Here is a 16121-nt window from a genome sequence, read left to right as displayed (position 1 = left end):
GGTCAGGGTCTGTGTTCGCGGGGCTGCTCGAGCGGGTGGACCGCCCGCCGGGGCGCGACCCGGTGCGGCTCCTCGCCGCCCTTCGCGACCAGGTCCTCGGTTTCCTGGACGAGATAGTGCGGCCGGCGCTTCGTCTCGTAGTAGATCCGTCCGATGTATTCGCCGATCACGCCCAGGATCATCATCTGGATGCCGCCGAGGCCGATCACGCTGACGATGATGGTGGTGTAGCCGGGAACGTCGATGCCCTTGCTGACCGCGTCCGCGACCACCCAGGTCATGTACGCCAGCGCGATCAGGGTGAGGAACAGACCACCGTAGATGGCCAACCGCAGCGGCCGGTTGTTGAATGACAGCAAGCCGTCGAACGCGTAGTTGAACAGCTTGCCGAGGGTCCACCGGCTCCGGCCCGCCTGCCGGGTCTCGTTGCGGTGGGCGATCACCACCGTCCGGAACCCGATCCAGGAGAACAGCCCCTTGGAGAACCGGTTGTACTCCGGCATTGCCAGCACGGCGTCCACGGCGAGCCGGGACAGCAGCCGGAAGTCCCCGGCACCGTCGAGCAGCCGCACGTCGATCCACCAGTTGACCACCCGGTAGAAGGAGCGGGAGGCCAGCATCCGCAGGAGCCGGTCGCCGCGCCGGTCGCGACGGGCGATCACCTGGTCGAAGCCCTGCCGGTAGAGCGCCACCATCTCCGGCAGCAGCCGCGGCGGGTGCTGCAGGTCGGCGTCCATGATGACGACCGCGTCTCCGGTGGCCCGTTCCAGGCCGGCCAGCATCGCCGCCTCCTTGCCGAAGTTGCGGCTGAGCGACAGGTACCGCACGGACGCGTCGGCGGCGGCGAGCCGGCGCAGCGCCGCGAGGGTGCCGTCCTCGCTGCCGTCGTCGACGTACACCACCTCGATCTCGACGTCGGGCAGTTCCGCGACCGCGGCGGTCACCGCGGTGTGCAACCGCTCGACCGACTCCTCCTCGTTGAAGCAGGGCACCACCAGCGACAGGCGCACGGCGATCACCCCGCCCGGTCAGAGGTGGTAGACCAGCACGCCATCGACATCCTCCCGGGTGATGCCCAGCCCGTCGATCGGCCGGGCCGCGATGCCCTCCCACGGCGTCCCGCCCGCCCAGCCCGGCAGGGCGACCACCGTCCGCACCCCGAGGCCGCGCAGGTACGCCACGCTGCCCGCGCCGGGGAAGGTGGCCGTGACGGCCCGGGTCTGTGCCTGGGTGGCCGGCTCGAACCCGGCCAGGCCGTTGGTGACCCGGGGGAACCCGTCGGTCGTCCAGAGCATGTAGACCAGGTCGAGCCCGCCGCCGGCGGGCAGCACCAGCATCGGCTCCGCGGCGGTACGCAGCGCGGCCGGCGGCGGCGGTACCACCGGGTGCGGCGTGCGGTTGACCCCTTCCAGGCTGACCAGCGCCAGCGGGACCAGCAGGACCACCGGTGCCAACCACCGGCGCCACCCACGGGCCGACCACCGCCGTACCGCCGTCGCGAACGCCGTCAGCGTGCCCGCCGCCAGCACCGCCAGCAGCAGGCTCGTCCAGTGCATCATCCGGCCCGGGGTGCGCAGCGCGTCCCAACCCGGCAGGTGCTTGGACAGCGTCAGGTAGCCCGGGTCGCCGTCGCCGCCCAGGGTGGCGCCCAGGCCCAGCAGCACCGTGCCGAGCACGCCGAGCCCCAACGCGACCCGGTACCGGGTCCGGTACACCGAGACGAACAGCCCCGCCGCGGCCAACCAGAGCAGGGTCATGCCGGGCAGCAGCGCCATCTCCGGCGGCCAGGACAGCTGCTCCCGGGCCGCCGCGTGGCGCTCGCCCCACAACCACGAGTCCGCCGGGGCGGTGGCGAACCCGATCAGCGGCGGCGAGAACATCTCCGTCCAGTCCAGCGACCGCTCGGCCTGCGGGTTGAGGTCGACGACCCGCAGGTAGACCAGGGCGAGCAGCAGCGTCACCGCACCGAACACGATGCCACCGGCCAGATCCGCGACCAGCAGTCGCCGGCCGAACGGCGGCCGCTCCCGGCGTCGCCACCATGACCAGGCGTAGCCGCCGGCGCCGACGAGCACCGCCGCCAGCAGGAAGTACACCAGCGGGAGCCCGATGGCGAAGCCCAGGCTGACCTGCCACGCGGCGACGAGCCAGCCCGCCAGCGCCCAGCCCGGCCGCCGCCGCTCCGGCCGGTACCCGTGCCGCAACGACCAGCCGTGGCCGCGGGCCAGCATCGCCAGGCACAGCGCGATCCCACCGCTGGACAGGATGTTGAGGTGACCGGCGTGCGCCAACCGCCACGGCGCGAACGCCCAGGCGACCCCGGCGACCGCCGCGCCCAGGTAACCCGCGCCGAGCTGGCGGACCAGCGCGTACGCCCCGACGAACGCCAGCGCGTGCACCAGCACGTACATCACGTTGTACCGGATCAGGGCCGCCTCGAAGCCGGAGCCGAGCATCCCGATCGGGGCGTACCCGAGCAGGGTGTCGCTGTAGGCGTACGTGTACCGCTCGGGGAAGAAGGTGTTCGAGTGCCACAGACTCAGCGGATCGGTGAGCAGGGCGTGCCCGGCCCAGGCCAGCTGCCAGGCCTGCAACGTGGGGTCGGCGATGTCATTGGGGATGGTGCTCGCCGGGTGGCGCATCGTCGGCCAGGTCAGCACCACCGCGAGCAGGAGCCCGCCCAGCACCGCGAGGGTCCATTCGTGCCGCAGCCAGCGCCAGCCGCCGCACCGGCGGCGGCCCCCGCTGGCGGGAACCTCATCGTGGTCGGTGGTGTCGGGGGACGGTCGGGCGTCCGTGGACCCGGTGGTCATAAGGACAGATATTCAACTATCGCCATCGCCGTGTCGATCCCGGTCCGGGATGTGGGCGGTTCCGGACGACGCGCCGGCCCCCCGTCCGTGCCGGGGAGGCGGGACGGAGGTCCGCCCCGCGTCCCCGGCACCCCCCGTGGATCTGCCCGGGCGGACCGGGCGTCAGTGGTGGGCGTGCGGGTCGAAGCCCTCGGGTGCCCGGTCCAGGAACGCGGTGACCGAACTGATCCGACCGTCCGGGTCGAACACCAGCATGTCGGTCCCGGCGGCGAAGGGGCGGCCGCCGTCGAGCTCGATCTCCCACGTGAGCCGGGCCCGGTCGTGGTGGATCTGCGGCTCCGTGCGCCGCTGGAACAGCGCGCCGCCCATGCGCCCGGTGAACTGCTCGTGGAAGTCGATCAGCGCCTGCGGTCCGGTGAGGACGCCGACCGGGGCGTGGTACCGCACGTCGTCGGTGAAGGTCTCCACCGCCAGCCGGCGCTGCTCCTCCGCGGTCGTGTTCCAGAACCGCACGTAGCGGTCGACGGCGTCCTCGTACGTGGTGCTGGACGTCATGTGCCGTGCCTCCTCAAGGTCGTGGTCGTGGTGCGACTGCCGCCACACCACGGTGCGCCGGGACGTCGCGGCGTGTCGATTACCTACGAGGTCATTGCCGGCCGGCGGCGACCTGCGCCAGGCTGGGGCTCGTGACCAGGAGCGAGCCGGTGGGCGTGCTGATCCGACGCTGGCGCGAGCGGCGGGGCCGCTCGCAGCTGGACCTGTCCTCGTCGACCGACGTTTCCACCCGCCATCTGAGCTTCGTCGAGACCGGTCGGGCCAACCCCAGCCGGGCGATGATCGAGCGGTTGTGCGACGAGCTCGACGTGCCGCTGCGCGAGCGCAACGCCCTGTACCTGGCCGCCGGGTTCGCGCCGGTGCACCGGGAGAGCGCGTTCGTCGACCTCGGCGCGGCCCGCGCCGCCGTGGCGGCGGTGCTCGCCGGGCACGAGCCGAACCCGGCGCTCGCCGTCAACGTGCGCTGGGAGCTGCTGGCCGCCAACGGCGCCATGGCGGCGTTCCTGAGCGGCGTCCCGGAGGCGCTGCGTACGCCGCCGGTCAACGTGCTGCGGGCGACGCTGCACCCGGACGGGTTGTCCGGGCGGATCCGGAACCTGGCGCAGTGGCGTACGCAGGTGCTGCGCCGCGTCCGCCGCCAGCTCCACCGCACCGCGGCCGAGGGCCTGGCGGAACTCCTGGCCGAGCTGGAGAGCTACCCGGTGCCGGTGGGGACGGCGGCGGGCGCCGGCGGCGGGCCCGGCGACGATCTGGTGATCCCCCTGCGGCTGTCCACCGAGTACGGCGAGCTGGCCCTGTTCTACGCGACGACGGTGTTCGGCTCGGCCCGCGACGTCACGCTCGACGAGATCTCCATCGAGACGTTCTTCCCGGCGGACGCCGTGACGGCCGAGATCCTGCGCGCGATGGCGTCCACCGCCCCCGAAGCGGCTGCGTCGCCGGCCGTCACGCCGGCGGCCGTCCGGTAGCCGGCCGTTCCGTAGCCGGCCGTTCCGCCGCCGGTGCCAGGAACGCGGCGAGCGGCTCGACCAGCCGGGACGGCGCGCGGTTGATGCCGTCGTGGCCGCAGCCCGCGACGGGGAGCACGCGCATCCGGGGCAGCACGGGGGAGAGGGCCGCCGCGATGGTGGCGTAGTACGGCGGCCCGGCCTGCCCGTAGGCGAAGAGGATGTCGGTGTCGATCCCGGCGTACTGCTCGGGCGGGCCGTCGTGCGCCGCCACCATGGCGGTCTCGTCGAGGGTGATGTCGAGCAGCTCGCCCATCTGCCGGCCGACGCCGGTGCGCAGGAACAGCCGGCAGATCGCGGTCTGCGCGCCGAGCGGCAGCCGGGACGCCGGGAGCTGCGGGTTGGCGGCGGCGCCGACGATCGCGAGTGCCCGGGCCAGGTTGCCGGCGCGGATCGCCTCCCGCGCGGCCGGGACGAAGGAACCCGTCATGGCCCCGTTGACGGAGACGGCCGGGTCGTAGAGCGCGAGCCGTTCGATCGGCAGGCTCCGGGCCGCCTGGAGCGCGAAGAACCCGCCGGAGCTGTGCCCGACGACCGCCCGGGCGCCGGTGTGGGCGAGCACGGCGCCGAGGTCGTCGATCTCCTGCTCCAGCGTGTACGGCTGCCGCCGGTCGGGCGCGTCGGCCCGGCCCCGCCGGTTGTAGAGGTGCACGGTGAACCGGTCGGCGAGGGCGGTGGCCAGCCTCCGGTACGGCTCGATGGTGACCCCGCCCCCGTGCACCACCACGACGTCCGGGCCGGTGCCGGTGGAGTGCAGCACGATGGTGGCGCCGTCCGGCGCGGTGACATGTCTGGTCATCATTCGGCCTCCCGTGTCAAAACTGCGAACGCTGTTTGCAGATTACAGTGAACCGGTGAGCGACGCGACCCCCCACAGCCAACGGGACTCGATCTGGCGACGGCCCGCACGGGGGACCCGGGGGCCGGCACCCGCCCACAGCCGGGACGAGCTCGTGGCCACGGCGGTGGCCATCGCGGACGCGGACGGGCTGGCGGCCGTGTCGATGCGGGCGGTCGCCACCCGACTCGGGACCGGAGCCGCCTCCCTCTACCGGTACCTGTCGTCCCGCGACGACCTGCTCGACCTGATGGCCGACCGGGTGGCGGCCGAGCTGCGCCCGTACCCGGAGCCGGACGGCGACTGGCTGGACGCGATGGTGCGGATAGCCCGCGCGCAACGGGCGGTGCACGAGCGCCACCCCTGGCTGTCCGAGCTGAGCCAGCGCGCGTCCGCCATCGGTCCGGAGGCGCTTGCCTTCTTCGACGCCTGCCTGCGGATCATGGCGCCGGTTCCCGCGCCGCCGAGCGCCAAACTCGAGGCGGTCGCCGTCATGAACGGCATCTCCATCCTGTTCGCCCGCAAGCGCACGGCCGGCGAGGCGTTCACCTTCGCCGGTCTCGACATCACCCCGTACCCGCACCTGGTTGCGGCGCTCGCCCAGCCACCGACCGCGCCCCCGGCCGTGGACCTCTTCGAGCGCGCCCAGCGGAGCCTGCTGCGCGGTCTCCTGCTTCCCGGGTCCGCCTGAGCCGCACCCGGGCATCGACGTCGGGTCGTCCAATACATAGACTCCGGTCTTTCTGGTGCCACGAGTCCAGGGAGGACCACGTGTCGAGCGAAACCCGATCGCACGCCGCCCCGCTGCTGTCCCGCCTCGCGGGCGTCGCGGTGGTCTCGGCCGCGCTGATCGCCACCGGTGGCGCGGCCGCGATCGCGGCTCCGGCGACCGCCGGCGGCGCCACGCCCCCGCCGGCCACCGGGCCCACGAAGGGGCCGTGCGCGTACACGCCCACGCCCGACGAGCCGGCGGCCCGGCCGGTGCCGCTGCCGCCGGACCCACGGCGTACGCCCGACCGGGGCACGGTCCGGGTCACCCTGCGCACCAGCCAGGGCCCGATCGGGCTGACCCTGGACCGGGCGCAGGCGCCGTGCACCGTGCAGAGCTTCCTGCATCTGGTCCGGCACCGGTTCTACGACCGGACGAACTGCCACCGGCTCACCGCGTACCCGACGCTCAAGGTGCTGCAGTGCGGCGACCCGTCCGGCACCGGCTCCGGCGGGCCCGGCTACCGGTACGCCGACGAACTCCCCACCGGCCTGCCGCCGGCGCCGACCGACCCGACCGGGGTGCGCCGCCTCTACGCCCGCGGCACCCTGGCGATGGCCAACGCCGGCCCGGACACCAACGGCAGCCAGTTCTTCCTGGTCCAGTCCGACTCGGCGCTGCGCCCCGACTACACCGTCTTCGGCACGGTCGACGCGGCCGGGCTGGCCACCCTGGACCGGATCGCGGCCGGCGGGATCGCCGCCACGCCGGAGGACCCGGCGCCGGTCGACGGCGCGCCGGCCGTGCCGGTGGAGATCTGCCGGGCCAAGCGGGGCCGCTGAGTCCGACCCGGCGGGGCGGGACACCGCCCCGCCGGGCACGGCGGCTCAGACCAGGCCGTCGACCGCCCGCACCGCCGCGTCGACATCCGCCTCGCTGTTGGCGATGGTCGCGCCGAAGCGCAGGTACGACGGGTCGTACGGGGTGCCGCTGGCGACCACCCCGGCGGCGTGCAGCCCGTGCAGCGCGTTGCCGACCGGCAGGTCGCCCACCTCGCAGCAGACGATGCCGGCGGACAGCTCGGCCGAGCGCGGGGTCACCAGCCGCACCCCGCGGATTCCGGCCAGCCCGTCCTTGAGCCGGTCGGCCAGCTCGCGGGTCCGCGCGGCGACCCGGTCCGGACCGATCCGCCGGTGGAAGCCGAACGCGTCGGCCAGCGCCCACCGGTGCTCGAAGGTGTGGTAGCCGCCCGGGGTGTTCGCCGGCCCGCCGGGCGTCGGCGGGCGACCGGCCCTCCCGGACAGCCAGTGGCCCATGCTCTGCCCTTCGAAGGGCGGGATGACCGGGGTCATCCGGTCCCAGGCCCGGTCGCTGCCCCACACCAGCCCGGTGCCCCGCGGCCCGAGCAGCCACTTGTGACAGCCGGAGACCAGGGCGTCGCAGCCGAGCTGCGCCGGGGTGGCCGGCTCGGCCCCGAAGCCGTGGACGCCGTCGACGCAGACCAACGCCTCCGGACTGCGGGCCCGCACCGCCTCGGCGAGCTGCCGGACCGGCAGCTTCACCCCGGTGCCGGAATGCACCCAGGTCAGCGCGACCACCCGGGTGCGCCCGGTGACCGCCGCCGCGAGGTTGCCGACGATCTCGTCCACGGTGGTCACCGCCGGGTCCCGGTAGAGGCGCACCCGGCGGACGGTCACCCCGTCCCGCTCGGCCCGCAGTCGCAACGACTCGTGGGTGGCGTAGAAGTCGTGCGCGGTGGTGAGGATCTCCTCGCCGGGCCGCAGCCGGATCGCGCTGTAGAGCAGGCCGAGGCCCATCGTGGTGGAGTCGGTCAGCGCGATCTGGTCGGGGCTGGTGTCGAGGTGCCCGGCGGCGGCGTCGAGCACGGCGGTGTCCAGCCGCTCCTCGTTGGCCGCCAGATAACCCAGCGCGTCCCGGTCGAGCCCGTCCCGGTGCGTGGCGACCGCGGCACGGACCGGCTCGGGGTGCGGCGCGAAGACGAAGGTGGCCAGGTGCGCCCGCTCGCGGTCGAGCGCGAACTGCGCCCGTACGCTGTCCCAACTCGCCGGGTCGAAGGCCGGCGGGTCGGCCGGGCCGTCCGGCGGCGAGGCGGCCTTCCGTGGCCCGCAGCCGGCGGTGAGGCCGGTCGCCCCGGCGGCCGCGGTCGCGCCGAGCAGGTTCCGTCGGGTGAGCTGCATGCCGCCCATCGTTCTCGGTCGACGTCACGGCCAGGTCACCGGCGCGGCGCTGCGGCGAGCAGGGGTCCCTCCGATACCCGAGGCGCTGCGAGGGCCCGTCCTTCCGAGTCCGGCTCCGCTGCGCCGGCACCACGCCGGGCGGGCAGCGTGGTAGACATTCCGCGTGGTGGAGGTGACCGGCGAGCGCGGCGTCGAGGACGCGGTCCTGGACGCCGCCCGGGACTGCGTCCTCGCCTACGGCGTACGGCGCACGACGTTGACGGACGTGGCCCGGCGCGCCGGGGTGTCCCGGATGACCGTCTACCGCCGCTGGCCGGACGTGCAGTCGCTGATCGGTGACCTGATGAGCCGCGAGTGGCATCAGGTGCTGGTCGCCACCGCGACCGACGAGGGCGCCGGGCTGGCCCGGTCGCGCCTGGTCGCCCGCGTGGTGGCGGGAGCGCGGCTGCTGCGGGAGCACCCGCTGCTGTGCAAGATCCGGGACGTCGACCCGGAGGTGCTGCTGCCGTACCTGCTGGACCGGCGCGGCAACGGCCAGGACGAGATGCTGCGGTTCCTGGCGGTCGCCCTGGCCGACGGCCGGGCCGACGGCTCGGTGCGGCCCGGCGACACCGAGGTCATGGCCCGTGCGGTCTACCTGACCACGCAGTCCTTCGTGCTGTCGGTCCGGACGGTCGCCGACGGGATGCCGGCGACCGACTTCGACCGGGAGCTGGCCCGGCTGGTCGACGGCTACCTGCGACCGGACTAGGGACGCCGCCCGGGGCGGCGCTAGTGTCGTCCGCGTGGATCTGGACGACATCGCCGCCCGGCTCGGGGTGCCCGTCGAGGAGGTCGACCGCGTACACCGGCTCGCCGGCGACCGGCCGTCGGCGCCGCTGCCCGCCAAGGCCGACGCGCCCGCGATCCTCGACCGGCTCGCGGTGCGGCCGGACGACGCCGCCGAGATCATGGCGGGCTGGCCCGACCCCGGTTCTCCGCTGTGGACGCCGGAGCTGCGCTGGCTGCTCGACCGTTCGATCGCCCTGGTCCGCGCCGATCTCGGGGGGTACGACTGGCTGTCGCCCGGTCCGGCGCTGCCGCGCGAACGGGGCCTCGCCTGGCGGCATCTTTACGGGTACGCGTACCTGGCCCTGGTCGACGTCGTCACGGCGTACCACCGCGACCACGGCGTCGCGGACGCCGTGACCCGGGCGACCCTCGCGGACCTGGGCCGCAATCTGGCGATCGACCGGCGGATGCGCGGCGAGGGCTGGCCGGTCATGCAGAGCTGGCTGACGCTGCACGCGCGTGGCGGCGTCTACGAGCTGGGCCGGCTGCAGTACCAGCGCGGCGGCACCGCCATCGATCTGCACATCCCCGAGGCGGGGCCGTTGACGCCGGCGGCGGTCGAGGCGTCACTCGACGAGGCCCGCGCCTTCTTCCCGCGCCACTTTCCCGAGGAGCGCTACTCGGCGTTCGCCTGCGGCTCGTGGCTGCTCGACCCGCAACTGCGGGAGTACCTTCCCGCGGACTCCAACATCGTCCGGTTCCAGCGGAGGTTCGAGCTGGAGCCCTACGAGGCGCCGGAAGGGCTGGACGCCGACGTCGAGGTGCTGCGGTTCGTCTTCCGCACCCTGACCACGCCGCTCGACCAGCTGCCGCGCCGCACCCTGCTCCAGCGCGCGGCCGTCGACCACCTGCGGGCCGGCCGCCACTGGCAGTGGCGCCGCGGCCGCTTCCCGATCCAGCGCGAGGGCGTGGCGGCCGGGGACGGCGGGTAGGCCAGAGGAACCCTAGGCCGCGGCGAGGATCTCCAGGGCCCGCGGCCGGAGCTCGACGTGCACGCGGTCGCCCCGGCCGACGGGGTCGCCGTCGCCGTACACGGTCACCGGCCGGTCGGCCTGGACGGTGACCACGCTGCCCCGGTAGCAGGCGACCTGCGGGCGTTGGACGTGCCAACCGGCGCGCATCTGCCGCAGCACGACCGGGAACAGCAGCTTGGTGGCGTGGCCGATCACCACGACGTCCAGCGCGCCGTCGTCGGGTCGCGCCGCCGGAGCGACGTGCAGCCCGCCGCCGTAGTACCCGCAGTTGGCGACCACCACCGTGTACGCGTCCACCTGCTCGGCGTGGCCGTCCACGGTGACCGTGTAGCGGGTGCGTGGCCAGCGCAGCAGCGCCCGCAGCCCGGTGGTCGGGTACACCAGCGACGCGGGCAGCCGGGACCGGTTGGCCAGCTCGTTGGCGGCCGCGTCCACGCCGGCGTAGACGCTGCCGACGACCGTCTGCCCCGCGACGCTGAGCACGTCGACGCTCCGGGGCCGGCCGCGCAGCAGCAGGTCGGCGACGGCGGTGGGGGAGTGCGGCAGCCGGAGCTGCCGGGCGAAGTCGTTGCCGCGGCCGGCGGGGACCACCCCGAGGAGGCCGCCGGCGTCGGCGACCGCTCCGGCGAGCAGCCGGATGGTGCCGTCGCCGCCGGCGGCGACCACGATCTCACCGCCGCGTACCGCCGCGGTGGCGCTGCGGCGGGCCTGCTCGGCCGTCTGCGTGTAGTCGACCCGGATCCGGGCCCCGGCGGCGCGCAGCGCGTGCGCCACCGGCATCAGGCGGGACAGTCCCCGGCGCGCGTCCGGCCCGAGGATCGCGGCGAAGGCGCGCACCTCAGGGCACCAGGATGCCGGGGTTGAGGATGCCGGCCGGGTCCAGCTCGCGCTTGACCGCGCGGAGGAGGTCCACGGCGATGTCCCCGATCTCGCCGGCGTACCAGGCGCGGTGGTCCGCGCCGACCCCGTGGTGGTGGGAGATGGTGGCGCCGGTGGCGGCGATCGCGTCGCTGGCCGCCGCCTTCGCGGCGCGCCACCGGGCGACCGGGTCGGGCCCGGGGGAGCAGATCACGGTGAAGTACAGCGAGGCCCCGGTCTCGTACACGTGGGACACGTGGCCCAGCACCAGCGCGCCGTCCGGCAGCGCGTCGAGGATCGCCTGCCGGACCCGCTCGTGGACCTTCGGGAGTCTCGACCAGTACGCCGCGGTCTCCAGGGTCTCCGCGAACGCTCCCGCGTCCAGCAGGGCGTCCCGCAGGTACGGCGCGTCGAAGCGGTGCCGCGCCCAGTGCCGACCCGCCTCCTCGCCCAGCGGCACGCCGCCGGGTCCGGCCAGCACGGTCGCCGCCGCCTCGACGGTGGCCCGGACGTCCGCGCCGCCCTCGTACCCGGCGACCAGCAGGCAGCCGCCGTCGGAGCGGCCCGACCCGGTGGCGCCGACCATCGTCTCCACCTCGTCGGACAGCCGGAGCACGGTGGGCCGCGGCCCGTCCTGCGCCAGCCGCCGTACGGCGTCCAGGCCGGCCGCGAACGACTCGTACCGCCAGCCCTCGTAGTGCGACACCGCCGGCAGCGGGCGCACCCGGACGGTCACGTCGGTGACGATGCCGAGCGCCCCCTCGCTGCCCAGGAAGAGGTGCCGCAGGTCGGGACCCGCGGCCGAGGCGGGGGCGCGGCCCACCTGGACGGTCCCGCGGGGCGTGGCGACCGTCAGGGCGGTCACCATGTCGTCGAAGCGGCCGTACCCGGCGGACGCCTGGCCGGAGGATCGGGTGGCGGCGAAGCCGCCGATGGTGGCGTACTCGTAGGACTGCGGGACGTGCCCGAGGGTGAATCCGTGTTCGGCGAGCAGCCGCGCGGCGTCGGGGGCACGCAGCCCCGCCTGCAGCGTCGCGGTGCGCGAGACGGGGTCGACGGCCACGAGGCGGTCCAGCCGGCTCAGGTCGACGGCCACGTGCCGCGCGGCGGCGGGGGTCAGCCCGCCCACGACCGAGGTGCCGCCGCCGAAGGGCACGACGGCCACGCCGGAGCCGGCGCAGACGTCGAGGACGGCCAGCACCTCGGCGTGGGTGGCCGGCCGGATGACCGCCTGCGGGGCCCGCGACACCTGGCCGTGCCGGTCGCGCAGCAGGTCGGGCGTCGACATGCCGGACGCGTGCCGGGCCCGCGCCGCGCCGGAGGTGTCCACGTGGTCGGCGCCGACCACGCCCCGCAGCGCGTCGAGGACCGCGGCGTCCAGGTCGCACCCGGGCACCGCGACCTCGGGCAGCGGCACGACCGGCGGTGGGGGCGCCAGATCGAGCACCTGGGCCAGCAGCCTCGTCGCGGACTCCGGCAGCACCTTGGCGTTCCCGGCGGTTCCCCAGCGCGCCCACCCGGGGGTCGACGCTTCCCCTCGCACATCCATGTGTGACAGAGTGACATTAAGTGTCACACCATTGCAAGGAGGATCGGTGGACGCATCGCTGACCGGCGCGCGCCGGGACCGGGACCTCGCCGAGCTGGCCGACGGCCGGGCCGTCGACGTCCTCGTCGTCGGGCTGGGCGTGACCGGTGCCGGGGTGGCGCTCGACGCCGCGAGCCGGGGGCTGTCCGTGGCCGCCGTCGACGCGCACGACCTCGCGTACGGCACCTCGCGCTGGAGTTCCAAACTGGTCCACGGCGGGCTGCGCTACCTCGCCCACGGCCAGGTCGGCATCGCCTACGAGAGCGCGGCCGAACGCCACGTGCTGATGACGCGCACCGCACCCCACCTGACCCGGCCGCTGCCGATGCTGCTCCCGGCGACCGGGTACACCACCGGCTGGCAGGACCGCGCCGCGGCCGTCGGGCTGCGCGCCGGGGACCTGTTGCGCACCTGCGCCGGGACCCCCCGTCGGGTGCTGCCGGGCACCCGTCGGCTCGGCCCGGCCGAGGCGAACGCGATGGCGCCGGCGCTGCGCCCGGCCGGCCTCCGCGGGGCCCGCCTGTCCTGGGACGGCCAGCTCTGCGACGACGCCCGGCTCGTGGTCGGCCTGGCGCGCGCGGCCGCGGCCCGGTCCGCCCGGGTCCTGCCCCGCTGCCGGGCCGTCGACCTGCACCGCGACGGCGCGACCGTCGAGGACACCCGCACCGGGACGCGCCTGCACGTCGCCGCCCGGGCGGTGATCAACGCGACCGGGGTGTGGGCGAGCAGCCTGACCCCGCACGTACGGCTGCGCCCGTCCCGCGGCACCCACATCGTGCTGTCCGCCGCGCGCCTCGGCGGACTCTGGGCCGGGCTGACCATCCCGGTGCCCGGCGAGTTCACCCGCTACGTCTTCGCCCTGCCGCAGGCCGACGGCCTGGTCTACGCCGGGCTGACCGACGAGCCGCTGGACGGTCCCGTCCCCGACGTGCCGCAGCCGACCGACGCCGACATCGCGTTCCTGCTCGACGTGCTCAACAGCGTCCTCGACCGGCCCCTGCGCCCCACCGACGTCCTCGGCGCGTACGCCGGGCTGCGGCCGCTGCTCGCCGACGCCGAGGCCCAGACCGCCGACCTCTCCCGGCGGCACGCCGTCATCGACGACCCGGACGGGATCATCAGCGTCGTCGGCGGCAAGCTCACCACCTACCGCCGGATGGCGGAGGACGCGGTGGACGCCGCCGTACGCGGCCGGGGCCTCACCGCCGGCGCCTGCCGCACCCGCCGCCTCCCGCTGCCCGGGGCGACGAGCCGGGCCGGACTGGCCCGGGTCCCGGCGCCCCGCCGGCTCGTCCACCGGTACGGCACCGAGGCGGTCGACGTCCTGGCCGAGGCACCGGCCGACCTCCGCGGACCGATCGCGCCGGACATCCCGGTCACCGGCGCGGAGCTGCTCTGGGCGGCCCGGCACGAACTCGCGCTCACCGTCGACGACCTGCTCGACCGGCGTACCCGCATCGGGTTGGTCCCGGCGCACCGGGAGGCCGCGCTGCCGGTGGCGCGCGAGGTCCTCGACCTGGTGGTGGCCGGGCGGTAGCACGCCCACCGGGCGATGGCGAAAACCTTCGGCGCCACAGGACGGCGTCGGCAACTATCGACATAGACGTGTGTCGAGCTGTATCGTGCGTGCACCCACGGTGGGCCGCACGGCCACGGGCCCGCCGGCCCCGCGTTCCCGACGCCCCCGGAGGACCCGCCATGAGACACTCCGCCACCCTGCGTGCCCTGGTCGCGGCGCTCGCCGCGGTCTCGCTCGTGCTGCTCGGCCCCCCGACTCCCGCCTCCGCCGCGACGGTCACCGTGGACAACACGACCGCCGGCCGCTTCACCGCCAGCGCCAACTGGGGCACGTCCGCCTGGTCCGCCCAGCGCTACGGCACGGACTACCGGTTCGCCACCCCGTACTCCGGAGCCAGCGACGCCGCCTGGTTCTCGGCGTCCATCGCGGCGACCGGGCCGCACCTCGTCGAGGTCTGGTACCCGGCGGACGCCGGATACAACAACGCCACGCCGTTCATCGTCACCACGACCAGCGGCAACCAGACCGTGACCGTCGACCAGCGGAGCAACGGCGGTCGCTGGGTGGCCCTCGGCACGTTCAACCTGGCCGCCGGTGACCGCAACGTGGTCGGCGTGAGCCGCTGGACCAGCGGCACCGGCTACGTCGTCGCGGACGCCGTGCGCATCACCTCCGGCGCCGGCGGCAGCGCGTTCTCCCTGCCGCTGCCGAAGAGCGCGCTGCCGCGCAGCGAGTACGACGACCCGCACCACGACTACCCGGCGATCGACCTGCCGGTCGGCACCGGGACGCCCGCGTACGCCGTGCGCGCCGGGACCGTGACCGTCATCAACGACAGTTCCTGCGGCCGGGGCATCAACCTCACCGGCACCGACGGCGCGATCTACACCTACTGCCACTTCTCCGCGTGGTCGGTCAGCAACGGCGTGACCGTCTCGCCCGGACAGCAGATCGGCCTGACCGGCAACACCGGCAACTCCACCGGGCCGCACCTGCACTTCGGTATCCGCACCGGCAGCACCCGCCGCTGCCCGCAGAACTTCCTGCTCGCGCTCTACGACGGGGTGACCCCGCCCGCGGCGACCAGCCTGCCCACCACGGGCTGCTTCTACGCGAGCCGCGGCACCGCGCCGGTGGTGCCGCTGGGCTGAGCGGACCCACCGACCGCCGCGCCGGACCGCGCCCGCACGGGTGCGGTCCGGCCCGGGCGTCCACCGGCGGTCAGAGCGACCGGTCGGCGTCCCGGGCGATCGTGAGCGTGACGAGGAAGCTCGCGTGGTCCGTGGTGGCGGCCATGCCGATCGACCGGCGGGCGCCGACCGCGAAGTCGGTCGTCGCCACGATCTGCTGCACCGCGCCGTCGTCGGCGCGCAGGTAACCCGACGGCACGCAGGACCGCACGTCCGGTGACCCGCCGGGCCGCAGGTTGAGATCGCCGCTGAGCACCGTGGGCTGGTAGCCGGCCTGCCGGTGCAGCGCCGGGATCGCCCGTCCGAGCAGGTGGGCGCACTGGTCGAGGGCGAGGAACGGGCTGGTGTACGCCAGGTGCGTGGTGCAGGCGTGGAAGCCGCCGGCGGCGGCGACGCAGAGCCAGGCGCGGTGCTCGGGGTCGACCGGATCCTGCATCGGGTAGATCCCGCTGTGCACCGTGTGCCCCCGGTACGGGGCCGGGAGCGACGCCACCAGGCCGATGCCGTACGGCTGGCCGGTGAGACACCGGTAGGGCTCGCCGGTCCGGCCGTGCCGCGCGGCCGCGAAGGCCGACACGACGGTGCCGCCGGGGCGCACCTCCGCCAGCACGCGCTCCAACCTGGACACGTCGTCCCGGCAGACCTCGTTGAGCGTCACCAGATCGGGCGCCTCGGCCCGGATCACCTCGCCGGCCCGGGCCACCGACCGGCCCGTGTAGCAGCCGGCCTGGCCGCTGTTGCACAGGTTCATCTGCAGCACCCGCAGCGTGGTCGGCCCGGCGGTGCCGGTCGCCGACGATCCGGCCGACACCGAGGCCGCGCCGATCAGGACCGCCACGGCCAGCGCGCGACGGAGTCCGCGGTACGACCGAGCAGCCATGCACCCGCCTCGAATCCGGCTGCCGGAAGTGTATCCCGCACCGAAACCCGGTCCGGCACGTCGACCCGGCGTCCCGGACCGGTGCCCGGACCGACCACGAGTGGAACAGCAAGGATGTCAACCGGGGTCGGACACAGCCATGACGTTCCACCCGTCAGGTT

Annotated in this window: 15 protein-coding genes; 7 read left to right on the top strand and 8 right to left on the bottom strand. The window is 75.0% G+C overall.

Annotated elements, in window-relative coordinates:
• Positions 1-2: 2 nt before the first annotated feature.
• The 3 genes from EV376_RS21475 to EV376_RS21465 form a co-directional block, all read right to left on the bottom strand.
• Positions 3-1010, bottom strand: coding sequence for a glycosyltransferase family 2 protein (locus EV376_RS21475; protein ID WP_486482745.1), 1008 nt, complete (start codon positions 1008-1010; stop codon positions 3-5).
• Positions 1011-1028: 18 nt separating this feature from the next.
• Positions 1029-2813: a hypothetical protein gene (locus EV376_RS21470; RefSeq protein WP_130325942.1), complete on the bottom strand. Its 1785-nt coding sequence runs from the start codon at positions 2811-2813 to the stop codon at positions 1029-1031.
• A gap of 162 nt (positions 2814-2975) precedes the next feature.
• Positions 2976-3368 (bottom strand): nuclear transport factor 2 family protein, encoded by a 393-nt coding sequence (locus EV376_RS21465; protein WP_130325940.1) that lies wholly within the window; start codon positions 3366-3368, stop codon positions 2976-2978.
• A 131-nt stretch (positions 3369-3499) separates the two neighbouring features.
• Here EV376_RS21465 and EV376_RS21460 point away from each other — a divergent pair, with 131 nt between their 5' ends.
• Positions 3500-4336 (top strand): helix-turn-helix transcriptional regulator, encoded by an 837-nt coding sequence (locus EV376_RS21460; protein ID WP_130325938.1) that lies wholly within the window; start codon positions 3500-3502, stop codon positions 4334-4336.
• On the opposite strand, the gene EV376_RS21455 is transcribed toward EV376_RS21460, so the two are convergent.
• On the bottom strand, positions 4314-5174 hold the full coding sequence (locus tag EV376_RS21455) for an alpha/beta fold hydrolase (RefSeq protein ID WP_486482744.1): 861 nt from the start codon (positions 5172-5174) through the stop codon (positions 4314-4316). The genes EV376_RS21460 and EV376_RS21455 overlap by 23 nt on opposite strands.
• A gap of 55 nt (positions 5175-5229) precedes the next feature.
• Here EV376_RS21455 and EV376_RS21450 point away from each other — a divergent pair, with 55 nt between their 5' ends.
• Positions 5230-5904 (top strand): TetR/AcrR family transcriptional regulator, encoded by a 675-nt coding sequence (locus EV376_RS21450; RefSeq protein ID WP_486482743.1) that lies wholly within the window; start codon positions 5230-5232, stop codon positions 5902-5904.
• An 80-nt stretch (positions 5905-5984) separates the two neighbouring features.
• Positions 5985-6764, top strand: coding sequence for a peptidylprolyl isomerase (locus EV376_RS21445; RefSeq protein ID WP_130325932.1), 780 nt, complete (start codon positions 5985-5987; stop codon positions 6762-6764).
• A 45-nt stretch (positions 6765-6809) separates the two neighbouring features.
• On the opposite strand, the gene EV376_RS21440 is transcribed toward EV376_RS21445, so the two are convergent.
• The gene (locus EV376_RS21440) at positions 6810-8120 is read right to left on the bottom strand and encodes an aminotransferase class V-fold PLP-dependent enzyme (RefSeq protein ID WP_486482742.1); all 1311 of its coding nucleotides are present in this window, start codon (positions 8118-8120) and stop codon (positions 6810-6812) included.
• Between the two features lie 163 nt (positions 8121-8283).
• Here EV376_RS21440 and EV376_RS21435 point away from each other — a divergent pair, with 163 nt between their 5' ends.
• Both EV376_RS21435 and EV376_RS21430 read left to right on the top strand, forming a co-directional pair.
• Positions 8284-8871, top strand: coding sequence for a TetR/AcrR family transcriptional regulator (locus tag EV376_RS21435; protein WP_130325928.1), 588 nt, complete (start codon positions 8284-8286; stop codon positions 8869-8871).
• 34 nt (positions 8872-8905) lie between these two features.
• Positions 8906-9883 (top strand): acyltransferase domain-containing protein, encoded by a 978-nt coding sequence (locus EV376_RS21430; RefSeq protein ID WP_130325926.1) that lies wholly within the window; start codon positions 8906-8908, stop codon positions 9881-9883.
• Between the two features lie 12 nt (positions 9884-9895).
• Here the strand turns inward: EV376_RS21430 and EV376_RS21425 are convergent, their stop codons facing one another.
• Positions 9896-10762, bottom strand: a complete 867-nt coding sequence (locus tag EV376_RS21425) for a YegS/Rv2252/BmrU family lipid kinase (RefSeq protein WP_130325924.1) — start codon at positions 10760-10762, stop codon at positions 9896-9898.
• 1 nt (position 10763) lies between these two features.
• Positions 10764-12332 (bottom strand): FAD-binding oxidoreductase, encoded by a 1569-nt coding sequence (locus tag EV376_RS21420; RefSeq protein WP_130325922.1) that lies wholly within the window; start codon positions 12330-12332, stop codon positions 10764-10766.
• 46 nt (positions 12333-12378) lie between these two features.
• On the opposite strand from EV376_RS21420, the gene EV376_RS21415 reads away from it, so the two are divergent.
• Entirely contained in the window at positions 12379-13908 is a 1530-nt protein-coding gene (locus EV376_RS21415) for a glycerol-3-phosphate dehydrogenase/oxidase (RefSeq protein WP_130325920.1), read from the top strand.
• A gap of 161 nt (positions 13909-14069) precedes the next feature.
• On the top strand, positions 14070-15041 hold the full coding sequence (locus EV376_RS21410; RefSeq protein WP_130325918.1) for a golvesin C-terminal-like domain-containing protein: 972 nt from the start codon (positions 14070-14072) through the stop codon (positions 15039-15041).
• A 70-nt stretch (positions 15042-15111) separates the two neighbouring features.
• Here the strand turns inward: EV376_RS21410 and EV376_RS21405 are convergent, their stop codons facing one another.
• Complete coding sequence (locus EV376_RS21405) at positions 15112-15960, bottom strand: endonuclease/exonuclease/phosphatase family protein (protein ID WP_130325916.1); 849 nt, start codon at positions 15958-15960, stop codon at positions 15112-15114.
• Positions 15961-16121: the final 161 nt, after the last annotated feature.

Source organism: Micromonospora sp. CNZ295, assembly GCF_004217535.1.
Note: the sequence above shows the minus strand (reverse complement) of the source record. Positions and strands in the feature narration are given on the sequence as shown.